Annotated in this window: 27 protein-coding genes; 22 read left to right on the top strand and 5 right to left on the bottom strand. The window is 71.3% G+C overall.

The window, feature by feature from the left end:
• Nucleotides 1–51 precede the first annotated feature (51 nt).
• Both JAV76_RS09185 and JAV76_RS09180 read left to right on the top strand, forming a co-directional pair.
• A complete protein-coding gene (locus JAV76_RS09185; protein WP_198733733.1) occupies nt 52–219 on the top strand; it encodes a DUF3117 domain-containing protein in 168 nt (55 codons plus the stop codon).
• A gap of 83 nt (nt 220–302) precedes the next feature.
• Complete coding sequence (locus JAV76_RS09180) at nt 303–1,832, top strand: leucyl aminopeptidase family protein (protein WP_307844120.1); 1,530 nt, start codon at nt 303–305, stop codon at nt 1,830–1,832.
• A 4-nt stretch (nt 1,833–1,836) separates the two neighbouring features.
• Here JAV76_RS09180 and JAV76_RS09175 read toward each other — a convergent pair whose 3' ends face one another.
• Entirely contained in the window at nt 1,837–2,469 is a 633-nt protein-coding gene (locus tag JAV76_RS09175) for an O-methyltransferase (protein WP_198733805.1), read from the bottom strand.
• Nucleotides 2,470–2,636: 167 nt separating this feature from the next.
• Between JAV76_RS09175 and sigE the strand changes: the two genes are divergently transcribed.
• The 6 genes from sigE to JAV76_RS09145 are packed head-to-tail and all read left to right on the top strand — an operon-like array spanning nt 2,637 to nt 7,776.
• The gene (gene sigE, locus JAV76_RS09170; protein WP_198733731.1) at nt 2,637–3,287 is read left to right on the top strand and encodes an RNA polymerase sigma factor SigE; all 651 of its coding nucleotides are present in this window, start codon (nt 2,637–2,639) and stop codon (nt 3,285–3,287) included.
• A complete protein-coding gene (locus JAV76_RS09165) occupies nt 3,284–4,258 on the top strand; it encodes an anti-sigma factor family protein (protein ID WP_198733730.1) in 975 nt (324 codons plus the stop codon). Before sigE ends, JAV76_RS09165 begins: the two co-directional genes overlap by 4 nt.
• Nucleotides 4,255–5,673 (top strand): S1C family serine protease, encoded by a 1,419-nt coding sequence (locus tag JAV76_RS09160; RefSeq protein ID WP_198733729.1) that lies wholly within the window; start codon nt 4,255–4,257, stop codon nt 5,671–5,673. The genes JAV76_RS09165 and JAV76_RS09160 overlap by 4 nt, the downstream gene beginning before the upstream one ends.
• A gap of 7 nt (nt 5,674–5,680) precedes the next feature.
• A complete protein-coding gene (locus JAV76_RS09155; protein WP_198733728.1) occupies nt 5,681–6,100 on the top strand; it encodes a twin-arginine translocase TatA/TatE family subunit in 420 nt (139 codons plus the stop codon).
• Between the two features lie 48 nt (nt 6,101–6,148).
• On the top strand, nt 6,149–7,177 hold the full coding sequence (trpS, locus tag JAV76_RS09150) for a tryptophan--tRNA ligase (protein ID WP_198733727.1): 1,029 nt from the start codon (nt 6,149–6,151) through the stop codon (nt 7,175–7,177).
• Nucleotides 7,174–7,776 carry a 2'-5' RNA ligase family protein gene (locus tag JAV76_RS09145; protein ID WP_198733726.1) on the top strand — a complete coding sequence of 201 codons (603 nt, stop codon included), beginning with the start codon at nt 7,174–7,176 and terminating at the stop codon, nt 7,774–7,776. Before trpS ends, JAV76_RS09145 begins: the two co-directional genes overlap by 4 nt.
• An 82-nt stretch (nt 7,777–7,858) precedes the next feature.
• Here JAV76_RS09145 and JAV76_RS09140 read toward each other — a convergent pair whose 3' ends face one another.
• The 4 genes from JAV76_RS09140 to sdhC are packed head-to-tail and all read right to left on the bottom strand — an operon-like array spanning nt 7,859 to nt 11,335.
• Complete coding sequence (locus JAV76_RS09140) at nt 7,859–8,623, bottom strand: succinate dehydrogenase iron-sulfur subunit (protein WP_198733725.1); 765 nt, start codon at nt 8,621–8,623, stop codon at nt 7,859–7,861.
• Nucleotides 8,623–10,458 carry a succinate dehydrogenase flavoprotein subunit gene (sdhA, locus tag JAV76_RS09135; RefSeq protein WP_198733724.1) on the bottom strand — a complete coding sequence of 612 codons (1,836 nt, stop codon included), beginning with the start codon at nt 10,456–10,458 and terminating at the stop codon, nt 8,623–8,625. The genes JAV76_RS09140 and sdhA overlap by 1 nt, the downstream gene beginning before the upstream one ends.
• A 44-nt stretch (nt 10,459–10,502) precedes the next feature.
• Nucleotides 10,503–10,955: a succinate dehydrogenase hydrophobic membrane anchor subunit gene (locus JAV76_RS09130; RefSeq protein WP_198733723.1), complete on the bottom strand. Its 453-nt coding sequence runs from the start codon at nt 10,953–10,955 to the stop codon at nt 10,503–10,505.
• On the bottom strand, nt 10,955–11,335 hold the full coding sequence (gene sdhC, locus JAV76_RS09125; RefSeq protein WP_198733722.1) for a succinate dehydrogenase, cytochrome b556 subunit: 381 nt from the start codon (nt 11,333–11,335) through the stop codon (nt 10,955–10,957). The genes JAV76_RS09130 and sdhC overlap by 1 nt, the downstream gene beginning before the upstream one ends.
• A 206-nt stretch (nt 11,336–11,541) precedes the next feature.
• Between sdhC and JAV76_RS09120 the strand changes: the two genes are divergently transcribed.
• The 14 genes from JAV76_RS09120 to JAV76_RS09055 all read left to right on the top strand — a co-directional run bounded on the left by JAV76_RS09120 (nt 11,542) and on the right by JAV76_RS09055 (nt 25,042).
• Nucleotides 11,542–12,666 (top strand): mannose-1-phosphate guanylyltransferase, encoded by a 1,125-nt coding sequence (locus JAV76_RS09120; RefSeq protein ID WP_198733721.1) that lies wholly within the window; start codon nt 11,542–11,544, stop codon nt 12,664–12,666.
• Between the two features lie 32 nt (nt 12,667–12,698).
• Entirely contained in the window at nt 12,699–13,892 is a 1,194-nt protein-coding gene (locus JAV76_RS09115) for an amidohydrolase (RefSeq protein ID WP_198733720.1), read from the top strand.
• A gap of 251 nt (nt 13,893–14,143) precedes the next feature.
• Entirely contained in the window at nt 14,144–15,220 is a 1,077-nt protein-coding gene (locus JAV76_RS09110; RefSeq protein ID WP_198733719.1) for a BMP family lipoprotein, read from the top strand.
• A gap of 122 nt (nt 15,221–15,342) precedes the next feature.
• Nucleotides 15,343–16,926: an ABC transporter ATP-binding protein gene (locus JAV76_RS09105; protein WP_198733718.1), complete on the top strand. Its 1,584-nt coding sequence runs from the start codon at nt 15,343–15,345 to the stop codon at nt 16,924–16,926.
• On the top strand, nt 16,923–18,191 hold the full coding sequence (locus tag JAV76_RS09100; RefSeq protein WP_198733717.1) for an ABC transporter permease: 1,269 nt from the start codon (nt 16,923–16,925) through the stop codon (nt 18,189–18,191). Before JAV76_RS09105 ends, JAV76_RS09100 begins: the two co-directional genes overlap by 4 nt.
• Before the next feature lie 20 nt (nt 18,192–18,211).
• A complete protein-coding gene (locus JAV76_RS09095) occupies nt 18,212–19,504 on the top strand; it encodes an ABC transporter permease (protein WP_198733804.1) in 1,293 nt (430 codons plus the stop codon).
• Nucleotides 19,501–19,932, top strand: coding sequence for a cytidine deaminase (locus JAV76_RS09090; RefSeq protein WP_198733716.1), 432 nt, complete (start codon nt 19,501–19,503; stop codon nt 19,930–19,932). The genes JAV76_RS09095 and JAV76_RS09090 overlap by 4 nt, the downstream gene beginning before the upstream one ends.
• Nucleotides 19,933–19,936: 4 nt before the next feature.
• Nucleotides 19,937–21,259 (top strand): thymidine phosphorylase, encoded by a 1,323-nt coding sequence (locus JAV76_RS09085; RefSeq protein ID WP_198733715.1) that lies wholly within the window; start codon nt 19,937–19,939, stop codon nt 21,257–21,259.
• A 40-nt stretch (nt 21,260–21,299) separates the two neighbouring features.
• Nucleotides 21,300–21,695 carry a YidH family protein gene (locus JAV76_RS09080; protein WP_307844118.1) on the top strand — a complete coding sequence of 132 codons (396 nt, stop codon included), beginning with the start codon at nt 21,300–21,302 and terminating at the stop codon, nt 21,693–21,695.
• Between the two features lie 5 nt (nt 21,696–21,700).
• Nucleotides 21,701–22,054, top strand: coding sequence for a DUF202 domain-containing protein (locus JAV76_RS09075; RefSeq protein ID WP_198733714.1), 354 nt, complete (start codon nt 21,701–21,703; stop codon nt 22,052–22,054).
• A 64-nt stretch (nt 22,055–22,118) separates the two neighbouring features.
• Nucleotides 22,119–22,352: a hypothetical protein gene (locus JAV76_RS09070; protein ID WP_198733713.1), complete on the top strand. Its 234-nt coding sequence runs from the start codon at nt 22,119–22,121 to the stop codon at nt 22,350–22,352.
• Nucleotides 22,353–22,394: 42 nt separating this feature from the next.
• Nucleotides 22,395–23,471: an adenosine deaminase gene (locus JAV76_RS09065; protein ID WP_198733712.1), complete on the top strand. Its 1,077-nt coding sequence runs from the start codon at nt 22,395–22,397 to the stop codon at nt 23,469–23,471.
• Between the two features lie 32 nt (nt 23,472–23,503).
• On the top strand, nt 23,504–24,229 hold the full coding sequence (gene deoC / locus JAV76_RS09060) for a deoxyribose-phosphate aldolase (protein ID WP_198733711.1): 726 nt from the start codon (nt 23,504–23,506) through the stop codon (nt 24,227–24,229).
• Nucleotides 24,230–25,042, top strand: coding sequence for a siderophore-interacting protein (locus JAV76_RS09055; protein WP_198733710.1), 813 nt, complete (start codon nt 24,230–24,232; stop codon nt 25,040–25,042).
• The last annotated feature ends 39 nt before the right edge of the window (nt 25,043–25,081 follow it).

Below are 25,081 nucleotides of genomic sequence, written 5' to 3'. Positions count from 1 at the left end.
TAAGATGTTCCCGAGACTACCGGCGGTATCGACGGAAATGGAGAGCCATCAATGGCTGCGATGAAGCCACGGACCGGCGACGGACCACTCGAGGTCACCAAGGAAGGCCGCGGCATCGTCATGCGCGTGCCCCTCGAGGGCGGGGGCCGTCTGGTCGTCGAGCTCAACGCGGTCGAGGCGGGCGAGCTCGGCGAGGCGCTCCAGGCGGTCGTGGGCTGACCTTGTCGCCGCGCACCACCGACACTCCCACCCGACCGGCCAGCGGTCCTGACGCGGACCACGTCGGACGCGACCTCCCCGAGGTGGTCACAGCCCCCGGTCGCCTGGCCGACTGCACCTTCCTCGAGGAGGGTGAGGTCGACGCCGTGCTCGTGGCCGTCGGGGCTCCCGTCGAGGGCGACGACGAGCTCCAGCCCCGTGCCGGGACGACCGACGCAGCGGTGCGGTACGGGATCGACCTGGCCGAGCTCGCCGAGCGGGCGGACTTCTCCGGGGCCGCGGGGACGGTGCACACCATCGACCTCCCGCGACCCCACCGGAGCGGGAGGACCACGCTCCCGTGGCAGGGGCTGCCCTCGCGGGTCGTTCTCGTGGGCGTCGGCCGTGAGACGACCACGGACCTCCGCCGCGCCGGCGCAGCCGTCGCGCGAGCCACGCGGGGCCTCGGTCGCGCCCTCACCACCGTGGCCGCGCGGGCCGACGTCGCGGGCGCCACCGCGTTCGTGGAGGGATACCTCCTCGCCTCCTACCGGACGCCCACGGCCTCCGCCCGGACGGGCACGCCCCCCGCGGAGCAGCTCGTCCTCCTCGGCCCCACCCCCGACCACGTGGTCGAGTCGGCGGTCCGTGGCGCGTGGGCCACGTGGCTGGTCCGCGACCTCACGAACGCCCCCTCCAGCACGAAGACCCCCGGGTGGATGGCGGACCGCGCGACGGCGCTCGCGGACGTCGAGGGGCTCGACGTCCGCGTCCTGGGCCCCGACGAGCTCGCGGCAGGCGGGTTCGGCGGGATCCTCGCCGTGGGCAGGGGGTCGGCGAGCACCCCGCGCCTCGTGACGGTGTCCTACGTGCCTTTCGGCTCACCCCCGGCGCGCGGGTCCAAGCACGTCGTGCTCGTCGGGAAGGGCATCACCTACGACACGGGCGGGCTCTCCATCAAGCAGCGCGAGGCCATGATCCCCATGAAGACCGACATGGCCGGTGCGGCCGTCGCGCTCTCCGTGGTCCTCTCCGCGTCCCGCGCGCAGGTGAAGCACAGGGTCACCGCGGTGCTGCCCCTCGCCGAGAACCACATGGGTGCCGACTCCTACCGGCCCGGGGACGTCCTCACGCTGCACGACGGGACCACCGTCGAGATCGCGAACACGGACGCCGAGGGCCGCATCGTCCTCGCCGACGCGCTGTCGTACGCGGACGCCACGCTCGACCCCGACGTCCTCGTCGACGTGGCGACGCTCACCGGAGCGGCGAGCCTGGGGCTCGGGCGGGGGCACGCCGCCCTCTACACCGAGGACGAGAAGCTGCGCGTCGCGCTCGAGTCGGCCGCCGACCTCACCGGTGAGCGTGTGTGGCACATGCCGCTCGTCGAGGACTACGAGTCGGCGCTCGACTCGTCGCTCGCGGACCTCAGGCACGTCCCGACCGACGCGTCGATCGGTGGTGGATCCATCACCGCGGCTCTGTTCCTGCGTCGCTTCGTGCCAGGACGACGCTGGGTCCACCTGGACATCGCCGGCCCGGCGCGTGCAACCAGCGCTGTCCACGAGGTCAGCAAGGGCGCTTCGGGCTACGGGGCGCGTCTGCTTCTGCGCTTCCTCGAGAAGCTCCGCTGACCGCTCAGCGACGGACGGACACGAGGAGCCCGTCGCCGACGGGGAGCAGGACCGACAGCACGCGGTCGTCCGACCGGAGCCGGCGGCCGACCTCACGGATCGTCGTCGTCGTCTCGTCCCGCCGCGCGGGGTCGGCGACCTGGCCGTGGAGCAGGGCCTCGTCCACGGCCAGCACGCCGCCGGACCTCAGCAGACGCAGGCCCTGGTCGACGTACTCGGGGAAGGCCGACTTCTCGCCGGAGACGACCACCATGTCGTAGGCGCCGTCCGTGAGCCGCGGCAGCACGTCGAGCGGCCGGCCCGAGATGGTCCTGGTCCTCGTCGGGCGGAACCCTGCCTGCGCGAAGGCCTCCTTCGCGGCACGCTGGTGCTCCACCTCCACGTCGATCGTCGTGAGGACACCGTCCGGGTGCATGCCGCGCAGCAGGCAGAGGCTCGCCACACCGGCGCCCGTCGCGACCTCGACGACTGCTCTCGCGCCGACAGCGGCGGCGAGGACCGTGAGGGCTGCTCCGGTGCCGGGCTGGACGCCGTGGCACCCGAGCTGCGCCCCACGCTCGCGCGCCTGCAGGAGGACCTCGTCCTCGATGACGAACTCCTCCGCGTACGCCCAGCTCTGAGCCTTGTCAGCGATGATGTCCTCCAGGTGCGGCAGCGGGCGGTTCTCTGGCGCCGATGCTACCGTCGCCCCCCCCACGAACCCGGGAAGGCCGCTCCGTGCGCGTCCCCCTGACGCTGTGCGCTCACGGTGAAACCTTGGTGGAGGACGCGACAGCCCGCCCCCAGGCCTGGGAGACTGTGCGGATGCAGGACTCCGATCATCCGGTCCACCCCACGCACGTGTCGACGCCCGGAGCGGCAGGGCCGGGGGAGGGCGAATGGCGTCCCCCCACCTGGGAGTCCATCGTGCGCGACCACTCCGCTCGGGTGTACCGGTTGGCATACCGCCTCACCGGGAACCAGCACGACGCGGAGGACCTCACCCAGGACGTCTTCGTGCGCGTGTTCCGGTCCCTCAAGGACTACACCCCCGGCACCTTCGAGGGGTGGTTGCACCGCATCACCACCAACCTCTTCCTCGACCAGGTGCGACGCAAGAAGCGCATCCGCATGGACGCCACGGGCGAGATCGACGCGCAGCACCCGGCCCGCGGGGAGCTCCACGAGCCGGAACGTGGCTTCGAGCACGCCCACCTCGACCACGACGTGCAGCGGGCTCTCGACGCGCTCGCCCCGGAGTACCGGGCCGCCGTCGTGCTCTGCGACATCGAGGGGCTGTCCTACGAGGAGATCGCCGTCACGCTCGGGATCAAGCTGGGGACGGTCCGCTCGCGGATCCACCGGGCCCGCACCCAGCTGCGCCTGACGCTCGCGCACCGGGCCCCCGAGCCGCGCGCGATCCACGCGGCTCCGCTCCCTGAGGACTCCGCGACGATCTCCGGGGGTGCGGCGTGACCTCCCACCTCGGGTCGCGGATCTCCGCGGTGGTGGACGGTCAGCTCGCCCCTGACGAGCGCGAGCGCGCGCTCGCGCACGTCGCCGCGTGCGACGACTGCGCCGACGAGCTCCGTGCGGCCCGCGAGGCGCACCGTGCGCTCACGTGCGACGCCCTCGACGTCATCCCTGACTCGGCCTTCGTCTCCAGGCTCCTCGCCATGAGCTGCGAGCCGGAAGGCTCCCACGAAGCCGCTCACGCCCCGCCCCGGCGCGCGGAGCCGTGGCGACAGCAGGAGCCCCTGCCGCCGCGCTCGTCGGCGCTCTGCGGCGACGTCGCGCCCGGACGCTGGTGGGTGCGGGGGGTCGCGCTCTCGGCGGCGGCTGCGACCGGTGTCGCCGCGGCCGGGCTGTTCGTGCTCGGCTCGCGCCCGCTCGTCGTCCCGGCCCGACACCCGGTGGAGGCGCTGGCCGCGCTGGCCGCCGCCCCGTCCGTGGGGGACGGTGGCCTCGACGCAGGGGCGGCGCGAGCGCTGCCCGTCGGTGGCGCGGACGCGGTGGAGCCGGGGACCGGGGCGGACGACCTCCTCGTGTGGATGCAGCAGCAGGGCTGGCCGTGCCCGTCGTCGATCCCGGACTCCGTCGCCGTCACCCAGGTGCGGTACACGGGCCAGGGCGGGTCGGTGCTCGAGGTGGACCTGGAGAGCCCTGTGGGCCGGATCGTGGTCAGGGAGCAGAAGGGGCAGCTCGAGCTGAGCGCGATCGACGGGCTCCCGGTCCTCGACGTGGTGGAAGGGCCTGTGTACGTCCTGTCGGACGAGCCGCTGCACCTGGTGTGGCAGTCCTCGGACACCGTCGTCGACCTCGTCGCCGAGGCGGACGGCGACGACGTGCTACAACTAGTCTCGAGCTTCACGGTCGACGAGTTCGACACAGGTTTCCAGGCCCGCGTCGGTCGCGGCTGGTCCACACTGACAGGAGTCCTCTCGTGACCGAGCCCGGCACCGACAGCGCAGGAGGTCCCGCGGTCCCGCGGCCGATCCCGCCGATCCCCCTGCCGCCCGGGCACCCCGTGCCGTCCTACCAAAAGGACCACCTGGCGTATGCGCCGCCTGCTCTCCGCGAGGCTGCGGCCGAGCCGGAGGGGCGGCCTGAGGTCGAGACCGACGGGCAGGGGGCGGGGAAGACCGACCCGGGCGACGGACGAGGTGACGACGCGTCGGGCGCACCGCAGCGGACAGCCCACCTGGAGACCGGGTGGTGGGTCCCCGCGGCCGAGGTGCGAGCGACGCCGGCCGACGACGGCCACCGTCCTGCGGGAGCGCGACGAGGCCTCGTGCCGCTCCTGCTCGTCGGTGCGCTCGCCCTCGGGGCGGTCGGCGGGGTGACCGGTCCTCTGGTCGTCGACGCCCTGGGCGGCGGGCCGGGGAGCGTGACGCTGCCCAGCGTCCAGGCAGATCCCGGCCTCACCCGCCCGGACGGGTCGATCGCCGACATCGCGGCGACCGTCGGTCCGAGCGTCGTGTCGATCAGGGTCGCCGGGGCCGACGGCCAGGGGACCGGGTCCGGTTTCGTCATTCGTGAGGACGGGTACATCCTCACGAACAACCACGTCATCGCCGCGGCCGTGCCCTCCGGACGCATCAGCGTGACGTTCGCGGACGGTTCCGAGACGGAGGCCACCCTCGTCGGGCGGACCGCGGACTACGACCTCGCGGTCATCGAGGTCGACCTCGACGGTCTCGTCCCGCTGGTGCTCGGCGACTCCGAGTCGGTGGTGGTGGGCGACCCGGTGATCGCGATCGGCGCCCCGCTGGGGCTCGACGGGACGGTCACCAGCGGCATCATCAGCGCGCTCAACCGTCCGGTGTCCGCCGGGGACACCGGCGCCCCGGCCTTCATCAACGCGCTCCAGACCGACGCCGCCATCAACCCGGGCAACTCCGGGGGGCCCCTCGTCAACGGGTCCGGCGAGGTCATCGGCATCAACTCCGCCATCGCGCAGCCGCCGGGGCAGGTCGCCGCGTCGGGGAGCATCGGCCTCGGGTTCGCGATCGGGTCCACCCAGGCCAAGCGGACCGCGGAGGAGATCATCGCGACCGGCAGCGCCAGCTACCCGATCATCGGGGTGCTGCTCGACGGCGCGTACGACGGCGAGGGTGTCCAGGTCGTCCAGGACGGGGCCGACGGGCAGGAACCGGTCACTCCGGACGGGCCCGCGGACGGGGCGGGGATCGAGCCGGGGGACGTGATCCTCTCGATCGACGGTCGTCCGGTGACGCAGTCCGACGAGCTCATCGTCGCGATCCGCGCGAAGGCGCCCGGTGACACGGTCGTCCTCCGGGTCCGCTCCGGCGGCGACGAGCGTGACGTGTCCATGGTCCTCGACAAGGCGACGAGCGAGTAGGTCTGCGGTGTTCGGAATCAACGGTGGCGAGCTCGTCATCATCCTCGTCCTCGCGGTCCTCGTGATCGGCCCGGAGCGTCTCCCCGGATACGCCGAGCAGCTCGCGACCGTGGTCCGGCGCGCCAAGGTGTTCCTCGTGGACGCCAAGGAGAAGGTCAGCGAGGAGCTCGGTCCGGAGGTCGCCGACGTCGACTGGGCGCAGCTCGACCCGCGTCGCTACGACCCGAGGCGCATCGTGCGCGACGCGCTCCTCGAGGACACCGTCCTCGATCCCCGGACGCAGGACCAGAGGCCTCGCCCGACCAAGACCGGAGGGCCCGCGAACCGGCCGGGCCGTGTTCCGCAAGGGTCCGCGGCAGCGCCCGAGCCTGCCCCGGAGCGGCTCCCGGTCGGCGTGCCGGCGCCCTTCGACGCCGAGGCGACCTGACCCGTCGAGGATTCGGCAACAGCCCGACTTCCTGCGAGAATGTGCGCCATGGCCACCGACGACGAGCGCCCACGGATCCTCTCGGGCATGCAACCCACCAACGACTCGTTGACACTGGGGAACTACATCGGTGCGCTGACCCAGTGGGTGGCGCTCCAGGACAGCTACGACACGCTGTACATGATGGCGGACCTCCACGCGCTCACCGTCAACCCGGAGCCAGAGAGGCTCCGGGAGAGGACACGGACCACCCTCGCCCAGTACCTCGCCGGCGGTGTCGACCCGGAGCGGTCGACCCTCTTCGTCCAGTCGCACGTGCCGGAGCACGCCCAGCTCGCGTGGATCCTGTCCTGCCAGACCGGGTTCGGCGAGATGAGCCGCATGACCCAGTTCAAGGACAAGTCTGCGAAGCAGGGCGCGGACTCGACCACCGTCGGCCTGTTCACGTACCCGGTGCTCATGGCCGCGGACATCCTCCTCTACGACGCGGCCCTGGTGCCGGTCGGCGAGGACCAGCGCCAGCACCTGGAGATCACCCGCGACGTCGCCGAGCGCCTGAACACGAGGTTCGGCGACGGGACCGCGATCGTCCCGGAGGCGCACATCGTCAAGGCGCTCGCGAAGGTCTACGACCTCCAGGAGCCCACCGCCAAGATGAGCAAGTCCACCACGGGCAAGGGCACCATCTGGCTCCTCGACGACCCGAAGGTCATGGCCAAGCGGATCCGGTCGGCCGTCACGGACGACGGGTCGGAGATCCGCTTCGACCCCGCGACCAAGCCCGGCGTGTCCAACCTCCTGACGATCTTCTCCACGCTCTCCGGCCGTACGATCGCGGCGCTCGAGGAGGAGTACGCGGGGAAGCAGTACGGGCACCTCAAGGTCGACCTCGCCGACCTCGTCGTCGAGACGTTCACGGCATTCCAGGCGCGGGCCGACGTCTACCTCTCCGACCCGGCCGAGCTCGACCGGATCCTCGCGCGGGGCGCGGAGAAGGCCCGGAGCATCGCGGCCGGGACCCTGAGCCGGGTGTACGAGCGCGTCGGGCTCCTCCCGCCGGCAGGGAGTCGGGCATGAGGCTGCCCGAGCGGGTGGGGGACCAGCGGAGGATCGGGATCGCCGTCGAGGTGCCCGAGCCGTTCGGGAGCGACCTGCAGGCGGCGCGTCGCCGGTTCGGCGACCCGCTGGCGGACCTCATCCCACCGCACATCACGCTCCTCGGTCCGACGGTCGTCGAGCCGTCCCACCTCGAGGACGTGCACCTGCATCTCGAGCGGGTCGCACGGTCGGCGGCCCCCTTCGAGGTGCTGCTGCGCAGCAGCGGGTCGTTCCGTCCCGTGTCGCCCGTCGTCTTCGTCCAGGTCGCCCAGGGGATCGCGGAGTGCGAGTCGCTCGAGCGGCGCATCCGCTCCGGCGTCCTGGCGCAGGAGCTGCGGTTCAACTACCACCCCCACGTGACCGTCGCGCACGAGGTGGACGATGAGGCTCTGGACCGGGCGTTCGAGGACATGTCCGGCTACGAGGCGAGGTTCGACGTGCCCGCGCTCTCGTTGTTCGAGCACGGTGACGACAACGTGTGGCGCCCCGTCCGGAGCTTCGTCCTCGGTGGTGCTCCTGAGCCCGAGGCCGTCCCGGACCTGCTCGAGGCCCACGTCCAGGCGGCCACCGAGGGCTGAGCGGACCGAGCGTCCTACGACGACGGGCGGCGTCCTCCTCGTGGAGGGCGCCGCCCGTCGTCGTACCGGATGGCGGTGGGGCTCAGAACGCGCGGGTGATCATCGCGCGCTTGACCTCCTGGATGGCCTTGGTGACCTCGATGCCTCGGGGGCACGCCTCCGAGCAGTTGAAGGTCGTGCGGCAGCGCCACACGCCCTCCTTGTCGTTGAGGATCTCCAGGCGCTGCTCCGCGCCCTCGTCACGGGAGTCGAAGATGAACCGGTGCGCGTTGACGATCGCCGCGGGACCGAAGTACTGCCCGTCGGTCCAGAACACCGGGCACGAGGAGGTGCACGCGGCGCACAGGATGCACTTGGTGGTGTCGTCGAACCGCTCGCGCTGCTCCGACGACTGCAGGCGCTCCTTGCTCGGCTCGTTCCCGGTGGTGACGAGGAACGGCATGATCTCGCGGTAGGACGCGAAGAACGGCTCCATGTCGACGACCAGGTCCTTGATGACCGGCAGGCCCTTGATGGGCTCGACGAGGATGGGCTTGTCCGGGTTGACGTCCTTGAGGAGCGTCTTGCACGCGAGCCGGTTCCGGCCGTTGATGCGGACGGCGTCCGACCCGCAGACACCGTGGGCGCACGACCGACGGAACGTCAGGGAGCCGTCGTGCTCCCACTTGATCTTGTGCAGGGCGTCGAGCACGCGGTCCGTGCCGTGCGCGGTGACCGTGAACTCCTCCCAGTAGGCCTCGTCGCCGTGCGAGGACTCGGGCAGGTACCGGCGGACCCGGAGAGTCACCTCGAAGGAGGGGATCTCGGGGACGGACGTCGTGGGGGCGTCCTCGATCGTGGCAGTCATCAGTACTTACGCTCCATCGGCTCGTACCTGGTCTGGACGACGGACTTCCCGCCGAGCACGACCTTGTAGTTGTCGAAGGTGCTCTCCTCGGAGAACATCCCTTCCGTCCCGTCGGCGCTCTCCACCGTCGTCGTCCCGAGCGGGCGTCGGTACGCCATGGTGTGGAGCATCCAGCTCGTGTCGTCGCGCTCGGGGAAGTCCTCGCGGAAGTGACCGCCGCGGGACTCCTTCCTGTTGAGCGCGCCGATGACCACGACCTCCGCGATGTCGAGCAGGAACCCGAGCTCGAGGGCCTCGAGGAGGTCCGTGTTGAACATGCGTCCCTTGTCCTGGACGCTCACGTTCTTGTAGCGCTTCTGGAGCTCGCGGATGTCCGCCATGGCCTCGCGGAGCGACTCGTCGGTGCGGAACACCTGGGCGTTGCGGTCCATGGTCTCCTGGAGCGCGGTGCGGATCTCGGCCACCCGCTCCCCGTCGGGACGCTCGCGCATCTCGTCGAGCTGTGCGACGACCGGGTCGGCCGCACCGTCGGGGATGTCCGTGAACTGCGCGGTCCTCGCGTACGCGGCCGCTGCCCGGCCTGCCCTCTTGCCGAACACGTTGATGTCGAGGAGGGAGTTCGTGCCCAGCCGGTTCGAGCCGTGGACCGAGACGCAGGCGACCTCGCCGGCAGCGTAGAGACCCTTGACGACGTCGGTGTTGTTGCGCAGCACCTCGGCGTCGACGTTGGTGGGGATCCCGCCCATCGCGTAGTGGGCGGTGGGGTACACGGGCACGGGCTCCGTGTAGGGCTCGATGCCCAGGTACGTGCGGGCGAACTCGGTGATGTCCGGGAGCTTCGCGTCGATGTGGGCGGGCTCGAGGTGCGTGAGGTCGAGGAGGATGTAGTCCTTGTTCGGGCCTGCCCCGCGCCCTTCACGGACCTCGTTCGCCATCGACCGCGCCACGATGTCGCGGGGGGCGAGGTCCTTGATGGTCGGTGCGTACCGCTCCATGAAGCGCTCGCCGTCGCCGTTGCGGAGGATCCCGCCCTCGCCGCGGGCGGCCTCCGAGAGGAGGATGCCGAGCCCGGCGAGACCGGTCGGGTGGAACTGGAAGAACTCCATGTCCTCGAGCGGGAAGCCACGTCGCAGTGCGAGGGCCATGCCGTCACCGGTGAGGGTGTGGGCGTTGGACGTCGTCTTGAAGATCTTCCCGGCGCCGCCGGTGGCGAAGATGATCGCCTTGGCCTGGAAGACGTGGATCTCACCGGTCGCGAGGTCGTAGGCGACCACACCGGTGGCGTTGACCTCCTCGCCGTCGGCCACGTGGCCCTCGGAGAGGTCGTGGTCGACGAGGAGGTCGAGGACGTAGAACTCGTTGAAGAACTCGACGTCCTGCTTGACGCACTGCTGGTAGAGCGTCTGGAGGATCATGTGACCCGTGCGGTCGGCGGCGTAGCAGGAGCGGCGGACCGCGGCCTCGCCGTGGTTGCGCGTGTGCCCGCCGAAGCGGCGCTGGTCGATGCGGCCCTCGGGGGTGCGGTTGAAGGGCAGGCCCATCCGCTCGAGGTCGAGGACGGCGTCGATGGCCTCCTTGGCCATGATCTCCGCGGCGTCCTGGTCCACGAGGTAGTCACCGCCCTTGACGGTGTCGAACGTGTGCCACTCCCAGTTGTCCTCCTCGACGTTCGCCAGGGCGGCGCACATGCCGCCCTGGGCGGCGCCGGTGTGCGACCGGGTCGGGTAGAGCTTGGAGATCACCGCGGTGCGCACGGATCCCGAGGACTCGAGGGCTGCGCGCATGCCCGCGCCGCCAGCGCCGACGATGACGACGTCGTACTGATGGGTTTGCATCGGGGTCGATGCCTCCTGAGGCGAGAAGAGTGGGGGAGGGTGGGTCAGGCCGTGCAGACGCTCGGGAGGAGCTCCGCGGGGGCGTCGACGGGGCACGGCGAGAACGTGAAGATCACGAGCGTGCCGAGGACGGTGACGACGACGAACGCCGTGTAGAGGGCGATCTTGAGCCACAGCCGCGTGAGGTCGCGCTCGGCGTAGTCGTTGATGATGGTCCGCACGCCGTTGGTGCCGTGGATCATCGCGAGCCAGAGCATGACCAGGTCCCAGGTCTGCCAGAACGGGGACGTCCACTTGCCGCCGACGAAGGCGAAGTCGATGGCGTTGACCCCTTCGCCGACCATGAGGTTGACGAACAGGTGGCCGAAGATGAGGACGAGCAGGATCACGCCGGACGCGCGCATGAAGACCCAGCCGTAGAGCTCGAAGTTCGAGCGCGTGGACTTCTGGCGCTTGTACGTGTCGCGCGGGTTCGCGATGGCGGGCGAGGTGGTCATCAGTTCCCCCCGAAGACGTGCATGAGGTGACGGGGCAGGAACCCGGCCATGGTGACGACGAAGAGGCCGAGGACGACCCACAGCATCACGCGCTGGTACCTGGGACCCTTGGCCCAGAAGTCGACCAGGATGATGCGGATACCGTTGAAGGCGTGGAAGACGATCGCTGCGACGAGCCCTGCCTCGCCGAGGCCCATGACGGGCGTCTGGTAGGTGGCGATCACCGCGTTGTACGCCTCGGGTGAGACGCGGACGAGAGCCGTGTCGAGCACGTGGACGAGCAGGAAGAAGAAGATCAGCACGCCGGTCACGCGATGCGCGACCCAGGACCACATGCCTTCGCGGCCGCGGTACAACGTGCCAGCAGGTGCACTGGGCACTGGGCGCCTCCTGTGGCGGGTTCAGGGGGGCGGAACTGGCGAGTCCGGTGCTCCCGTGGTGTTCCTGGGCGTCGACGGCCAGGTCCTTCTGACTTCTTCACTGTAGTGAATGTTCTGTGATGCTCGAGACCTGGGCGGCACCGGGCACGGAGAACGTCCTCGTTTTGTGACGTAATGCACACGTCGCAGGTGATTATGCTCGGTGCATGCCGACCTCCGAGACGACCGTTCCCGACTTCTACGCCGTGATCCCCGCCGGTGGGGCGGGGACGAGGCTGTGGCCGCTCTCGCGTGCCGGTGCCCCGAAGTTCCTCCACGATCTCACCGGTTCCGGGCGCTCGCTCATCCAGGCGACGGCCGACCGGGTCGAGCCCCTGTCCGGCGCGGCGGGAATCGTCGTGGTGACCGGCGCCGCGCACGCCGCGGCGATCAGCGAGCAGCTTCCCGGCCTCGACGCGGCCAACCTGCTCACCGAGCCGTCGCCGCGGGACTCCATGGCGGCGATCGGTCTCGCCGCCGCGGTCCTCGAGGCGCGTCACGGTGACGTCGTGCTCGGGTCCTTCGCCGCGGACCAGGTCATCACCGGGCGCCCGTCGTTCGAGCAGGCCGTGCGCGAGGGGGTGGCCGCCGCGCGCGAGGGACACGTCGTGACCATCGGCATCGCCGCGTCGCGCCCGTCGACCGCCTTCGGCTACATCCACGGCGGCGAGACGCTCGGTCTCGACGGGGCGCCGAGCGCACGCCACGTCCTGGGCTTCACGGAGAAGCCGGACGCGACGACCGCGCAGCGGTACCTCGCCACGGGGGAGTACCGCTGGAACGCCGGGATGTTCATCACCCGGACCTCGGTCGTCCTCGGGCACCTCGCCAGGCAGCGCCCGGCCCTGCACGACGGCCTGCGGGAGATCGCCCGGGCCTGGGACACCCCGGACCGCGACGCCGTCGTGGCGCGGGTCTGGCCCGGCCTAGAGAAGGTGGCCATCGACCACGCGGTCGCGGAACCCGTCGCCGACGCGGGCGGCGTCGTCATGGTGCCCGGGAACTTCGGCTGGGACGACGTCGGCGACTTCAACTCCCTCGCCGCGCTCCTGCCCGCGGACGACCAGTCGGGGTCCAAGGTCCTCGGCGACGCGGGCGACGTCGTCCGGGTGCAGAGCGCAGGGTCCGTCGTCGTGCCGGCGGCTGGGCGGGTGGTGACCATCCTCGGGCTCGACGACGTGGTCGTCGTGGACACGCCCGACGCGCTCCTGGTGACCACGCGCGCCCGGGCGCAGCAGGTGAAGGACATGGTCACGGAGCTGCGGGACCGCGGCCGGGACGAGCTCCTCTGAGGGGGCGGGCCCGTCCGCGATAGCCTCGGACGGTGAGCCACTTCGCAACCGCCGACCGAATCGCCGCCCTCGCCGAGAGCTTCCGCGAGGAGCTCGTCGAGATCCGCAGGGACATCCACGCGCACCCCGAGATCGCCCGGACGGAGACCAGGACGACGGCCGTCGTCGCGGACCGGTTGCGCAGGGCGGGTCTCGAGCCGAGGCTGCTGACCGGGTCGGGGCTCGTGTGCGACATCGGTCCCAGCGCCGCGTTCACGGGGCAGCGGCGCATTGCCGTGCGAGCCGACATCGACGCGCTGCCGCTCGCGGAGACGTCGGGTCTCGACTTCGCGTCGACCGTCCGCGGGGTCGCCCACGCCTGCGGGCACGACGTCCACACCGCGATCGTGCTCGGGGTCGGGCTCGTCCTGGGCGAGCTCCATGCCGCGGGGGAGCTCACACGTCCGGTCCGGCTGTTGTTCCAGCCGGCCGAGGAGGTCCAGCCCGGCGGTGCGCTCGACGTCCTCGACCAGGGTGCGCTCGACGGTGTCGGGGAGATCTACGCGCTGCACTGCGACCCGAAGGTCGACGTCGGCACGGTCGGGACGCGGATCGGTCCCATCACGTCGGCCTCGGACGAGGTCACGGTCACGGTGACGTCGGCTGGCGGCCACACCTCTCGCCCGCACCTCACGGGCGACGTGGTGTACGCGCTCGGCCAGGTCATCACGCAGGTCCCCGCGGTCCTCGGCAGGCGCCTCGATCCCCGGTCCGGGGTGAACCTCACCTGGGGCGCCGTGCGTGCGGGGGAGGCGCACAACGCGATCCCGACGACCGGCACGGTCCGGGGCACGCTGCGGTGCCTCGACGTGCGAGCGTGGGAGCACGCCGCGCAGGTCCTGCACGACGCCGTGACGCAGGTCCTCGAGCCCTACGGGGTGGAGGTCGAGGTGCACCACCAGCGTGGCGTGCCGCCCGTGGAGAACGACGCGATGTGCACGGGGGTGCTCGAGGCGGCTGCCCGCGACGTCCTGGGGGAGGGCTCGGTGGTCCTCACCGAGCAGTCCCTCGGGGGTGAGGACTTCGCGTGGTACCTGACGAAGGTGCCGGGGGCGATGGCTCGGCTCGGGACCCGGACCCCCGGCGGCCACACCTATGACATCCACCAGGGCGACCTCCGGGTCGACGAGCGCGCCATCCACGCGGGTGTGATGCTGTTGTCGCGCACGGCCGCGACGGGGCGATGACCGCCCGAGGGTGAGGCGGACCCCCGAAAGTCCGAGGGCTGGGACGCCCGGGTCCGCCCGTCAGACGGAGTTTGCGCTTTGGTAACGAAGAGCGTTGGTTACCCCTCGGTAACGCGATGTCCGCCGCGACGGCCGTAAGGTTCGGTGGACAAGGGTCACCCCGGACCCAAGGGAACACGCGAAGCAGAGCCGCTCGTCTGTTCGGGTCTTCCCCGGGGTGGCTCCATCAGACAAGTTCACCTGGAGTTGCAGTGAAGAGAGTTGCTCAGATCGCGGCGTTGAGCGCCGCCGCCGCCCTGGCCCTGGCCGCATGTGGCGACGCCCCGGAGGAAGCCACCGGTTCCGCCACGTCCACCACGGCTGCCGCCGACTTCACCGGCTGCATGGTGTCGGATGCCGGCGGCTTCGACGACGGTTCGTTCAACGAGTCGAGCTACGCCGGCCTCGAGCGCGCGGTGGAGGAGCTCGGCATCAAGAAGGCCGAGGCGGAGTCCACGGACGCAGGCCAGTACAACGGCAACCTCGACTCGATGATGCAGAACGACTGCGACCTCATCATCACGGTCGGCTTCAACCTCGCGGACGCCACCGCGGCGGCGGCCGAGGGCAACCCCGACCAGAAGTTCGCCCTCATCGACTCGACCGTCGACCCCGCGCGGGAGAACGTCAAGCCGATCCTCTTCAACACCCACGAGGCCGCCTACCTCGCCGGGTACCTCGCTGCCGGGATCACCGAGACGGGCACCGTGGCCACCTACGGCGGGTTCCCGATCCCGTCCGTCACGATCTTCATGGACGGCTTCGTCGACGGCGTCGCCAAGTACAACGAGGACCACGGCACCGACGTCAAGGCGCTCGGCTGGAACAAGGAAACCCAGGACGGCGAGTTCACCGACACGTTCGACGACAAGGGTCAGGGCGTCATCAGCACCAACAACTTCATCGCCGCCGGTGCGGACGTCATCCTCCCGGTCGCCGGGCCGGTCGGTGAGGGCAGCCTCTCCGCCGCGTCGCAGAACGACGGCGTGAAGGTCATCTGGGTCGACGCCGACGGGTACGACATGTACCCCGAGTACCAGGACATCATCCCCACCTCCGTGCTCAAGGGCATGGAGCAGGCCGTCTTCGACGTCCTCTACGCGTCCACCGGTACGGCGTTCAACTCCGACGCCTACGTCGGCACCCTCGCGAACGAGGGCATCGGCCTCGCCGAGGTGCGCGACGAGTCGGTCCCCGAGGACCTGCTCGAGGAGATCGACACGCTCAAGCAGCAGATCGTCGACGGCGAGCTCGTCGTCGAGTCGCCGAGCTCGATCTCGGTCGACTGACCGACCCACTCAGGTGGCCCCGGGCGCTCCGCCCGGGGCCACCTGCTCTGTCTCCGCCGACGGCCCGGCCGTGCTGATCGGCGCACCATGTCCGCCCCACCCGACCTGAAGGGCACACCGGGATGAAGCTGGAGCTGCGGGGGATCACCAAGATCTTCGGTTCGCTGGTCGCCAACGACCACATCGACCTCGTCGTCGAGGAGGGGGAGATCCACGCCCTGCTCGGGGAGAACGGAGCCGGCAAGAGCACGCTCATGAACGTGCTCTACGGGTTCTACGATCCCGACGACGGCGAGATCCTGGTCGACGACGTCCCCCGGACGTTCACGGGCCCGGGTGACGCGATGGCCGCCGGCATCGGCATGGTCCACCAGCACTTCATGCTCGTGCCCGTCTTCACGGTGGCCGAGAACGTCGCACTCGGGCACGAACCGGTCAAGGGTGGCGGCATCCTCGACCTCAAGGTGGCACGCGCTCGCGTCCGTGAGATCTCCGAGAGGTTCGGGTTCGACATCGACCCCGACGCACTGATCGAGGACCTCCCGGTCGGGGCACAGCAGCGCGTCGAGATCATCAAGGCGCTCTCCCGCGACGCCCAGGTCCTCATCCTCGACGAGCCCACCGCCGTGCTCACACCGCAGGAGACGGACGAGCTCATCGAGATCATGAGGGAGCTCCGCGCAGCGGGCACCTCGATCGTCTTCATCACCCACAAGCTCCGCGAGGTCCGTGCCGTCGCCGACCGGATCACCGTGATCCGCCGCGGCAAGGTCGTCGGCACCGCCAGCCCGCAGTCGTCCGAGAAGGAGCTCGCGTCCGCCATGGTCGGACGCAGCGTCTCCCTCGGCGTCGAGAAGGCACCGGCGAAGCCCTCGGACGTGCGCCTGCAGGTCCGAGACCTCGCGGTGACCAACGCCGCCGGTGCCAAGGCCCTCGACTCCGTGTCCTTCGACGTCGCCGGCGGCGAGATCCTCGCGATCGCCGGGGTCCAGGGGAACGGCCAGACGGAGCTCGCCGAGGCGATCCTGGGCATGCAGCCGCGCGCGACCGGCTCGGTCCGGCTCGGCGGGACCGAGCTCGTCGGGCGTTCGATCCGACAGGTCCTCGACGCCGGCGTCGGGTTCGTCCCCGAGGACCGCAGCAAGGACGGGATCATCGCCTCGTTCTCCATCGAGGAGAACCTGATCCTCGACCTCCACGACCGCGCCCCGTTCGCCAAGGGGCCCATGATCGACAGGCGGGTCGTCGCCGAGAACGCCGAACGCCAGATCGAGCAGTTCGACGTCCGCGCCCGCTCGGCGCAGGACCTCGGGAGCCAGCTCTCCGGGGGCAACCAGCAGAAGCTGGTCCTCGCCCGGGAGATGTCCAGGCCGCTCGAGCTCTTCATCGCGTCCCAGCCCACCCGCGGGCTCGACGTCGGGTCCATCGAGTTCGTCCACAAGCGGATCGTCGCCGAGCGCGACGCCGGCACCGCCGTGATCATCGTCTCGACCGAGCTCGACGAGGTCCTCGACCTCGCGGACCGGATCGCCGTCATGTACCGCGGCCAGATCATCGGCGTGGTCCCGGCAGGCACCTCCCGCGACGTCCTCGGCCTGATGATGGCCGGCCTGCCTCTCGCCGCGGCGCAGACCGAAGCGGCCAAGCACCCGACCCACCCCGCGGACGCCGGCCGTCCCGCAGGCACACCGGAGGTTCTCTCGTGACCGACCGCCAGCCCGGAACCAGCACCGCACCGGGGACGACCAAGGGCTCGGAGCCCCGGGACCCGTCCGGTACCGCGGAGCCGAACCGTGGTCGCACGCTGCTCCGCGACATCGCTGAGTCGACCGGCGCCGTGGTCACCCTGGCGGTCCTGGCCGCCCTCGCTCTCGCGGCAGTGCTCATCGCAGCGGCGAACCCCGAGGTCCAGCGCACCGCCTCGTACGTGTTCGCCCGGCCCTCCGACTTCCTCACCGCAGTCTGGGAAGCGGTGTGGAGCGCGTACTCCTCGCTGTTCCGGGGCGCGGTGTTCGACCCGCAGGCCTCGACGACCGAGCGGATGTTCCGTCCGCTCACGGAGACGCTCACCGCCTCCGTCCCGCTGATCTTCGCCGGTCTCGGACTCGGTATCGGCTTCCGGTCCGGGCTCTTCAACATCGGTGCACAGGGCCAGGTCGTCCTCGGTGCGGTGGTGTCGGCGTACGTCGGCTTCGCGTTCCAGCTGCCGGCGCTCCTCCACGTGACCCTCGCGGTGCTCGGTGGTCTCATGGCAGGTGCGCTCTGGGCGGGGATCGCCGGGGCGCTCAAGGCGCGCTTCGGGGCCAACGAGGTCATCGTGACGATCATGCTCAACTCGATCGCCGTGCTGCTCATGTCCTACCTGCTCTCGACGACGGCGTTCAAGCGCCCGGGCAGCAACAACCCGATCTCGCCGATGCTCGACGAATCGGCCATGTTCGTCCCGCTGCTGGGCGACAGCTTCCGGCTCCACGCCGGATGGCTCCTCGCGCTCGCTGCGGCCGTCGGCACGTGGTGGCTCATGGAGCGTTCGACCTGGGGCTTCAAGTTCCGCGCCGTCGGCGCGAACGCGGACGCCGCGCGGACCGCCGGGACCTCGGTCAGGGCCGTGTACGTGTGGGTCATGCTCGTCGCCGGTGGCCTCGCAGGTCTGGGTGGTGTGTCCCAGGTCCTCGGGACCGAGGGCGTCCTGCAGGAGGGAGTCGCCGGGTCCATCGGCTTCGACGCGATCACCGTCGCGCTCCTCGGTCGCTCCAGGCCCCTCGGGACGGTCCTCGCGGCCACCCTCTTCGGGGCGCTGCGTGCCGGCTCGCCCCTCATGCAGACCGTGAGCGGCACGCCCATCGACATCGTCCTCGTCGTCCAGGCCGTCATCGTCCTGCTCATCGCCGCACCGCCCCTGGTGCGGTCGATGTTCCGTCTGCCTGCCCCGGGTTCCGGGTCCCGGCTCGCCAAGGAGGTCGCGGCGTGAGCGTCAGCACCGACAAGTCACTGAAGAACCCCGGTGGACCGACCGACGACCGCGGGGCCCTCACCGGCGAGGTCGCGCCGCCGATCTCCTGGCAGGCGCCCGTCGCCTACTGGGTGGTCGCGGCCCTCACCGTCCTCGTCTTCGCGCTCGGTGCCCCCACCGGGTCCGAGACGACGTTCTCCCTCGCCACGTCCAAGGACTTCTTCCAGCTCGCTCCGCTCACCGTCCCGGCAGGTCCGGTGACGATCGGCCTGGGTGTCCTCGTCGCCGCGCTCGCCGGCTACGCCACCTACGCCGCCGTCCGACGCGTGAAGGTCGGGGTCTGGGTCCCCGTCATCGTCGGCATCGCGTTCCTCCTCGCGTTCCTCGTCTGGTCCGGCGCGGACAAGGGGAACGCGATCGCGGTCCCCAACATGCTCACCCAGGGCCTCGTCTTCGCCGTCCCGCTGGCCTTCGGGGCGATGGCCGGCCTCGTCTGCGAACGTTCCGGGATCATCAACATCGCGATCGAGGGGCAGCTCCTCGCCGGGGCCTTCCTCGCCGCGGTGGTCGCGACGCTCGTCTCGAACCCGTACGCCGGTCTTCTCGCCGCCCCGCTCGCCGGCGCGGCCGTCGCGGCGGTCCTCGCGTGGTTCGCGATCACCTACCGTGTCGACCAGATCATCGTCGGGGTGGTGCTCAACGTCCTGGTGACCGGACTCACGAGCTTCCTGTTCTCCACGGTGCTCAAGGAGAACTCGAGCACGCTGAACTCGCCGCCCCGGCTCCCGGTCATCGAGATCCCGCTGCTCTCGCAGATCCCGATCGTCGGGCCCATGCTCTTCCGGCAGACGATCCTCGTGTACATCCTGTTCGTCACCATCGCCGTCCTCCAGGTCATGCTGTTCCGCAGCCGGTGGGGTCTGCGCATGCGGGCCGTGGGCGAGCACCCCAAGGCTGCGGACACCGTCGGCATCAAGGTGAACCGCACCCGCTGGCGCAACACGATCCTCGGTGGGGCGATCGCGGGCCTCGGCGGAGCGTCGTTCACGATCGCCCTCGGGCTGGCGTTCGGCAAGGAGATGACCGCGGGACGAGGATTCATCGCCCTCGCAGCCATGATCCTCGGCCGGTGGAGCCCGCGCGGCGCGCTGCTGGCGGCGCTGCTCTTCGGCCTCGCCGAGGCGCTCCGCGGCACACTGTCCATCGTGGGCTCGCCGATCCCGGCGCAGTTCCTCTCGATGTTGCCCTACCTGGCGACCATCTTCGCCGTCGCCGGTCTCGTCGGTCGCGTCCGCGCGCCCGCAGCTGAAGGGATCCCGTACACCAAGTGAGCACCTCCCAGGACACCCACGACACCACCGGCAGCCCGATCGACTGGGAGGCGCTCCGCGCGGCCGCCCGGGAGATCATGACCAAGGCCTACGCGCCGTACTCGTCGTTCCCGGTGGGGGCGGCGGCGCTCGTCGACGACGGGCGCGTCGTCGTCGGGTGCAACGTCGAGAACGCCGCCTACGGGGTGGTGCTCTGCGCGGAGTGCGGCCTCGTGTCGTCCCTCGTCGCGTCGGGCGGCGGTCGCCTCGTCGCGTTCACGTGCGTGGACAGGCACGGCAGCACGCTCATGCCCTGCGGACGGTGCAGGCAGCTCCTCTGGGAGCACGGAGGACCCGGGCTCCAGGTGGAGACGGTCAGCGGGATCAAGACGATGGACGAGGTGCTCCCCGACGCGTTCGGGCCGAGCGACCTCGTCGAGAGGGCGTGACCAGATGAGCACGAGCACAGCAGGCCAGGACCGGACCACCGAGGCGTTCGACGCCGTCGACGTCATCCGCGTCAAGCGGGACGGCGGGACGCTCTCGCCGGAGCAGATCGACTGGGTGATCGACGCCTACACGCGTGGCGCCGTCGCCGAGGAGCAGATGGCCGCCCTGAACATGGCGATCCTCCTCAACGGCATGGACCGCGGCGAGATCGCCCGCTGGACGGCCGCGATGATCGCGTCCGGCGAGCGGATGGACTTCTCGTCCCTCTCGCGTCCCACGTCGGACAAGCACTCGACCGGGGGCGTCGGCGACAAGATCACCCTGCCCCTCGCGCCCCTGGTCGCCGTCTTCGGCGTCGCGGTGCCGCAGCTCTCCGGCCGTGGCCTCGGTCACACCGGGGGCACCCTCGACAAGCTCGAGTCCATCCCCGGGTGGCGTGCCGCGCTCACGAACGACGAGATGATGGCCCAGCTCGAGAACGTCGGTGCCGTCATCTGCCAGGCCGGGTCCGGCCTGGCACCCGCGGACCGCAAGCTCTACGCCCTGCGTGACGTCACGGGCACCGTCGAGGCCATCCCGCTCATCGCGTCGTCCATCATGAGCAAGAAGATCGCCGAGGGCACCGGGGCGCTCGTCCTCGACGTCAAGGTCGGTTCCGGTGCGTTCATGAAGGACGAGGTTGCCGCTCGCGAGCTCGCCCGCACCATGGTGGACCTCGGGACGGACGCCGGGGTGCGGACCGTCGCCCTGATCACCAACATGTCCACGCCCCTGGGGCTCACCGCCGGCAACGCCCTCGAGGTTCGCGAGTCCGTCGAGGTGCTCTCCGGCGGAGGCCCCCAGGACGTCGTGGACCTCACCGTGGCGCTCGCGGTCGAGATGCTCGCCGGTGCAGGCCGCCCGACCGCCGAGGACGAGGTCCGGTCGGCGCTCTCCGACGGCCGCGCCATGGACGTGTGGCGCGCCATGATCACCGCCCAGGGTGGCGACGTCGACGCCGTCCTCCCGGTCGCCGTGGAGCAGGAGCACGTCGTCGCCGAGCGCGACGGGATCCTCACGGGCCTCGATGCGCTCGACGTCGGGATCGCCGCCTGGCGTCTCGGTGCGGGTCGCGCCCGCAAGGAGGACCCGGTCCAGGCCGGCGCCGGCGTGGAGATCCACGTGAAGCCGGGCGAGCGCGTGGTCGCAGGCCAGCCGCTCCTCACGCTCCACACGGACACCCCGGAGCGGTTCGCCAGGGCCCTCGAGTCCGCGCGGTCCGCCGTGACCATCGAGGACGCCGCACCTGCCGCGCCCCGGGACCTCGTCATCACGCGCATCGACTGACCGGAGGGGCGAGGATCGGGCGCTGCCCTAGGCTGGTCCCGTGCCAGCCGACGACGACGCCCGACCCGAGCCCCGCCGCCGACCCAGCTCCGTCTACGGGGTGGGCTCCGAGCCCGACGCCAGGTTCTCGCTCGCCAACGAGCGGACCGCGCTCGCCTGGGTCCGTACCGGCCTCGGGCTCGTCGCCGGCGGCGTCGCCCTCACGTCGTTCGCGACCTTCGCCGAGCTGCCTGTCATGCTCGACGTCGTGGCCGCCGTCGCGTGCCTCGCCGGAGCGGGCCTCGCCCTCTACTCGTTGCGCGCATGGTCCCGCAACGAGGTCGCGCTCCGGACCGGCCTGCCGCTCCCCGCTCCCTCGGCGCTGCCCGTGCTCGTCGTCGGAGTCGTGGTGATGGGGATCCTCATCGCCGGCTACGCCGTCTCCACCATCCTCTGAGCCGCGTGCCGGTCATCGTGCCCGACGGTGCACAGCCCGAGCGGACCGCGCTCGCATGGCAGCGCACGCTGCTCGGCGTCGTCCTCGGCGCCCTGCTCCTCGCGATGACGGCGGCCCGCGCGGGCGTCCCCGCGGCGACGGTCGGGGCGGCCGCCCTGGGTGTCTACGTGACCGTCCGCATGGTCCTGCGCAGCCCGGCCGCCACGCTCCGTCGGGGCACCGTGGGGAGCCCTTGGCCGGTGCTGCGGCGCGTCGTCGGGGTGGTCGTCGCGCTCGGTGTCCTCGGGGCCGCGACCGCCGTCGTCGGGGCCGTCCGAGCGCTCTCCTCCACCCCCGGTGCGCTCACCGGGGTCGGGTGAGCGGTGGCGGGCCCATCCGAGCCGGGTGACCATGGTCGTTCCACGAGCCCCAGGGAGGTCGACCATGAGCACGACACCAGGTCACGACGCGATGCGCGACGCGGGCCTCACGCACCCGTCCCCGGACGGGTCGGTGAACCTCACCGAGGAGGCGTTGCGCGGCACGGACGTCCCCGGGCCGCGTGACGCCGAGGACTACGACCCCGGGACGCCGCGTCCCGACCGGTCGGGGGCGGCCGACGAGGCCGACGTCGCCGAGCAGGCGTGGGAGGTCCCGGAGGACGACGAACCCGTGTGACCGGGGGAGCGGGACGGCTCGGCGCAGCGGTACCGTTGGACCATGACGTCTGACCTGTCGATCTCCGCCCTGCCCAAGGTCGTGCTCCACGACCATCTCGACGGGGGCCTGCGCCCCGAGACCGTCGTCGAGCTCGCGGCGGAGGCCGGCCACACGCTCCCCACGACCGACCCCGAGGCGTTGCGGGCCTGGTTCGTCGAGTCCGCCGACTCGGGGTCCCTCGTGCGTTACCTCGAGACGTTCGACCACACGATCGCCGTCATGCAGACGGCCGCGGGCCTGACCCGTGTCGCGCGCGAGGCCGTGATCGACCTCGCCCGCGACGGCGTGGTCTACGCCGAGCAGCGCTGGGCGCCGGAGCAGCACCTCACTCAGGGCCTGAGCCTCCAGGACGCCGTCGACGCCGTGCGCATCGGCCTCGAGGAGGGCGTGGCGCTCGCCGCCGAGGAGGGCCGGACCATCCGCGCCGGGCAGCTCGTCACGGCAATGCGGCACGCCGACCGGTGGGACGAGATCGCCGCGCTGGCGCTCGCGAACCGTGACGCAGGGGTCGTGGGCTTCGACATCGCCGGAGCCGAGGACGGCTTCCCGCCGTCCCGTTTCCCGTCCGCGTGGCGGACGCTCAACGACGCGTCGTTCCCCGTCACCATCCACGCGGGGGAGGCCGCTGGTGTCGACTCGATCGCGGAGGCCGTCCACCTCGGCCACGCGTCCCGCATCGGCCACGGTGTCCGCATCGTCGAGGACATCACGGGGCTCGGGAGCGACTCACCGCAGCTGGGCCTCGTCGCCCACTGGCTCCGCGACAACCAGGTCCCGCTCGAGCTCTGCCCGTCGTCGAACGTCCAGACCGGAGCCGCGACGTCCGTCGCCGACCACCCCATCTCGCGCCTGCGCGACCTCGACTTCGCGGTGACGGTGAACACCGACAACCGGCTCATGTCCGGGACGTCCATGACGCGGGAGATGACCCTCCTCGTCGAGGAGGCGGGCTGGACCCTCTCCGACCTGCGCGACGCCACCCTCGCGGCGGCATGGAGCGCTTTCATCCACCACGACGAGCGCCACGCGCTCGGCGAGCAGATCATCGCGGGCTTCGCCGAGCACGGCGTCCAGTGACCCGCCCCACCCCATCAGCCACGGAGAGAACGATGACGCACAAGACCATGAGCGCGAGCGACCTCGCACAGCACGTCGACCACACGCTGCTCAAGCCCGAGTCGACCCCCGCGGACGTCGCGGCGCTGGCGGAGGAGGCCGCATCGCTCGGGACGTACTCCATCTGCGTGTCGCCGTCGATGCTGCCGCTCGCGCTGCCCGCCGGCAGCACCCTGAAGATCGCGACCGTGTGCGGGTTCCCCTCGGGGCAGCACCAGAGCCAGGTCAAGGCCGCCGAGGCGGCGCACTCCGTCGCCGACGGAGCGCACGAGGTCGACATGGTCATCAACATCGGCGCGGTGAAGAGCGGCGACTGGGAGTACGTCGAGGCGGACATCGCGGCGGTCCGGCGTGCGACGCCGTCGCCGGTGGTCCTCAAGGTCATCATCGAGTCGGCGGCGCTCACGGACGAGGAGATCGAGCTGGCGTGCCGCGCCGCCGAGTCAGCGGGCGCCGACTTCGTCAAGACGTCGACCGGGTTCCACCCCGCGGGCGGCGCGACGGTGCACGCCGTGCGGCTCATGGCACGCGCCGTGGGCGACCGGCTGGGTGTGAAGGCCAGCGGTGGTGTGCGGACGGCTCAGGACGCCCTCGCGATGATCGACGCCGGGGCCACCCGGCTGGGGCTCTCGGGGACGGCGGCGGTCCTCGCCGGACTCGACCACCTCGGCGAGGAGTCCGGTCCCGGGTCCGTCGACGTCACCGACGGGGCCTACTGAGTGACGCAGGAGACCCACGTCGAGCGTCCCGCGAGGCCCGAGCGACCGGTGACGTCCGCGACGGTGCTCCGCACGGAGCGTCTCACCCCGCACATGGTCCGGGTGGTCCTCGGTGGGGAGGGGCTCGTGGGCTTCGACGCGGGTCCGTTCGCGGACCGGTACGTGAAGCTCCGGTTCCCTCCCGAGGTCGAGGGAGGACGTCCGCGTCTGCGGACGTACACCATCCGTTCCTGGGACCCGCTCACCGGTGAGCTCGCGATCGACTTCGTGGTGCACGGCGAGGAGGGTCTGGCCGGGCCCTGGGCCGTGTCGGCGCGGCCCGGCGAGACGGTGACGTTCCTCGGTCCGGGGGGCGCTTTCGATCCGTCCCCCGTCGCGGACTGGCACCTGCTCGTGGGTGACGAGAGCGCACTCCCGGCGATCGCCGCCGTTCTCGATGTGCTGCCCGCCGGGGCGCGGGTCAAGGCGTTCGTCGAGGTCGACGGTCCTGCGGACGAGCAGACCCTGGGTACGCAGGCGTCCGCGGTCGACGGCGACGTCGTGACCTGGGTGCACCGGGGCGCGGGGGAGTCCCTCGCCGACGTCGTCCGCGGGTGGTCCTTCCCCGGTGGCGTGCCCGAGGTCTTCCTCCACGGGGACGCGGGGTGCGTCCGCGAGCTCCGGCGCTTCGTCCGGCTCGAGCGCGGTGTCCCCGTCGACATGCTGTCGGCGTCCGGGTACTGGCGACGTGGGCGGACGGAGGAGGCCTGGCGCAGCGAGAAGGCCGGGTGGAAGGCGGCTGTGGAGGCCGACGAGCAGGGACCCACGGGCTGATCTCCGTTCCGCACCGTTGACACCGGACGACGGTCGTGC

This window comes from Sanguibacter suaedae (assembly GCF_016342785.1).
GTDB classification, from domain to species: Bacteria; Actinomycetota; Actinomycetes; order Actinomycetales; family Cellulomonadaceae; genus Sanguibacter; species Sanguibacter suaedae.
The sequence above is the reverse complement of the archived record's forward strand: the minus strand, read 5'-3'. Positions and strand labels throughout refer to the sequence as shown.

Excerpts from the sequence above, each read along its gene's own strand:
- JAV76_RS09185 (WP_198733733.1), top strand. The coding sequence starts at position 52 with ATGGCTGCGATGAAGCCACGGACCGGCGACGGACCACTCGAGGTCACC.
- sigE (WP_198733731.1), top strand. The coding sequence starts at position 2,637 with ATGCAGGACTCCGATCATCCGGTCCACCCCACGCACGTGTCGACGCCC.
- trpS (WP_198733727.1), top strand. The coding sequence starts at position 6,149 with ATGGCCACCGACGACGAGCGCCCACGGATCCTCTCGGGCATGCAACCC.
- JAV76_RS09145 (WP_198733726.1), top strand. The coding sequence starts at position 7,174 with ATGAGGCTGCCCGAGCGGGTGGGGGACCAGCGGAGGATCGGGATCGCC.
- JAV76_RS09140 (WP_198733725.1), bottom strand. The coding sequence starts at position 8,623 with ATGACTGCCACGATCGAGGACGCCCCCACGACGTCCGTCCCCGAGATC.
- sdhA (WP_198733724.1), bottom strand. The coding sequence starts at position 10,458 with ATGCAAACCCATCAGTACGACGTCGTCATCGTCGGCGCTGGCGGCGCG.
- JAV76_RS09130 (WP_198733723.1), bottom strand. The coding sequence starts at position 10,955 with ATGACCACCTCGCCCGCCATCGCGAACCCGCGCGACACGTACAAGCGC.
- JAV76_RS09120 (WP_198733721.1), top strand. The coding sequence starts at position 11,542 with ATGCCGACCTCCGAGACGACCGTTCCCGACTTCTACGCCGTGATCCCC.
- JAV76_RS09105 (WP_198733718.1), top strand. The coding sequence starts at position 15,343 with ATGAAGCTGGAGCTGCGGGGGATCACCAAGATCTTCGGTTCGCTGGTC.
- JAV76_RS09085 (WP_198733715.1), top strand. The coding sequence starts at position 19,937 with ATGAGCACGAGCACAGCAGGCCAGGACCGGACCACCGAGGCGTTCGAC.
- JAV76_RS09070 (WP_198733713.1), top strand. The coding sequence starts at position 22,119 with ATGAGCACGACACCAGGTCACGACGCGATGCGCGACGCGGGCCTCACG.
- JAV76_RS09065 (WP_198733712.1), top strand. The coding sequence starts at position 22,395 with ATGACGTCTGACCTGTCGATCTCCGCCCTGCCCAAGGTCGTGCTCCAC.
- deoC (WP_198733711.1), top strand. The coding sequence starts at position 23,504 with ATGACGCACAAGACCATGAGCGCGAGCGACCTCGCACAGCACGTCGAC.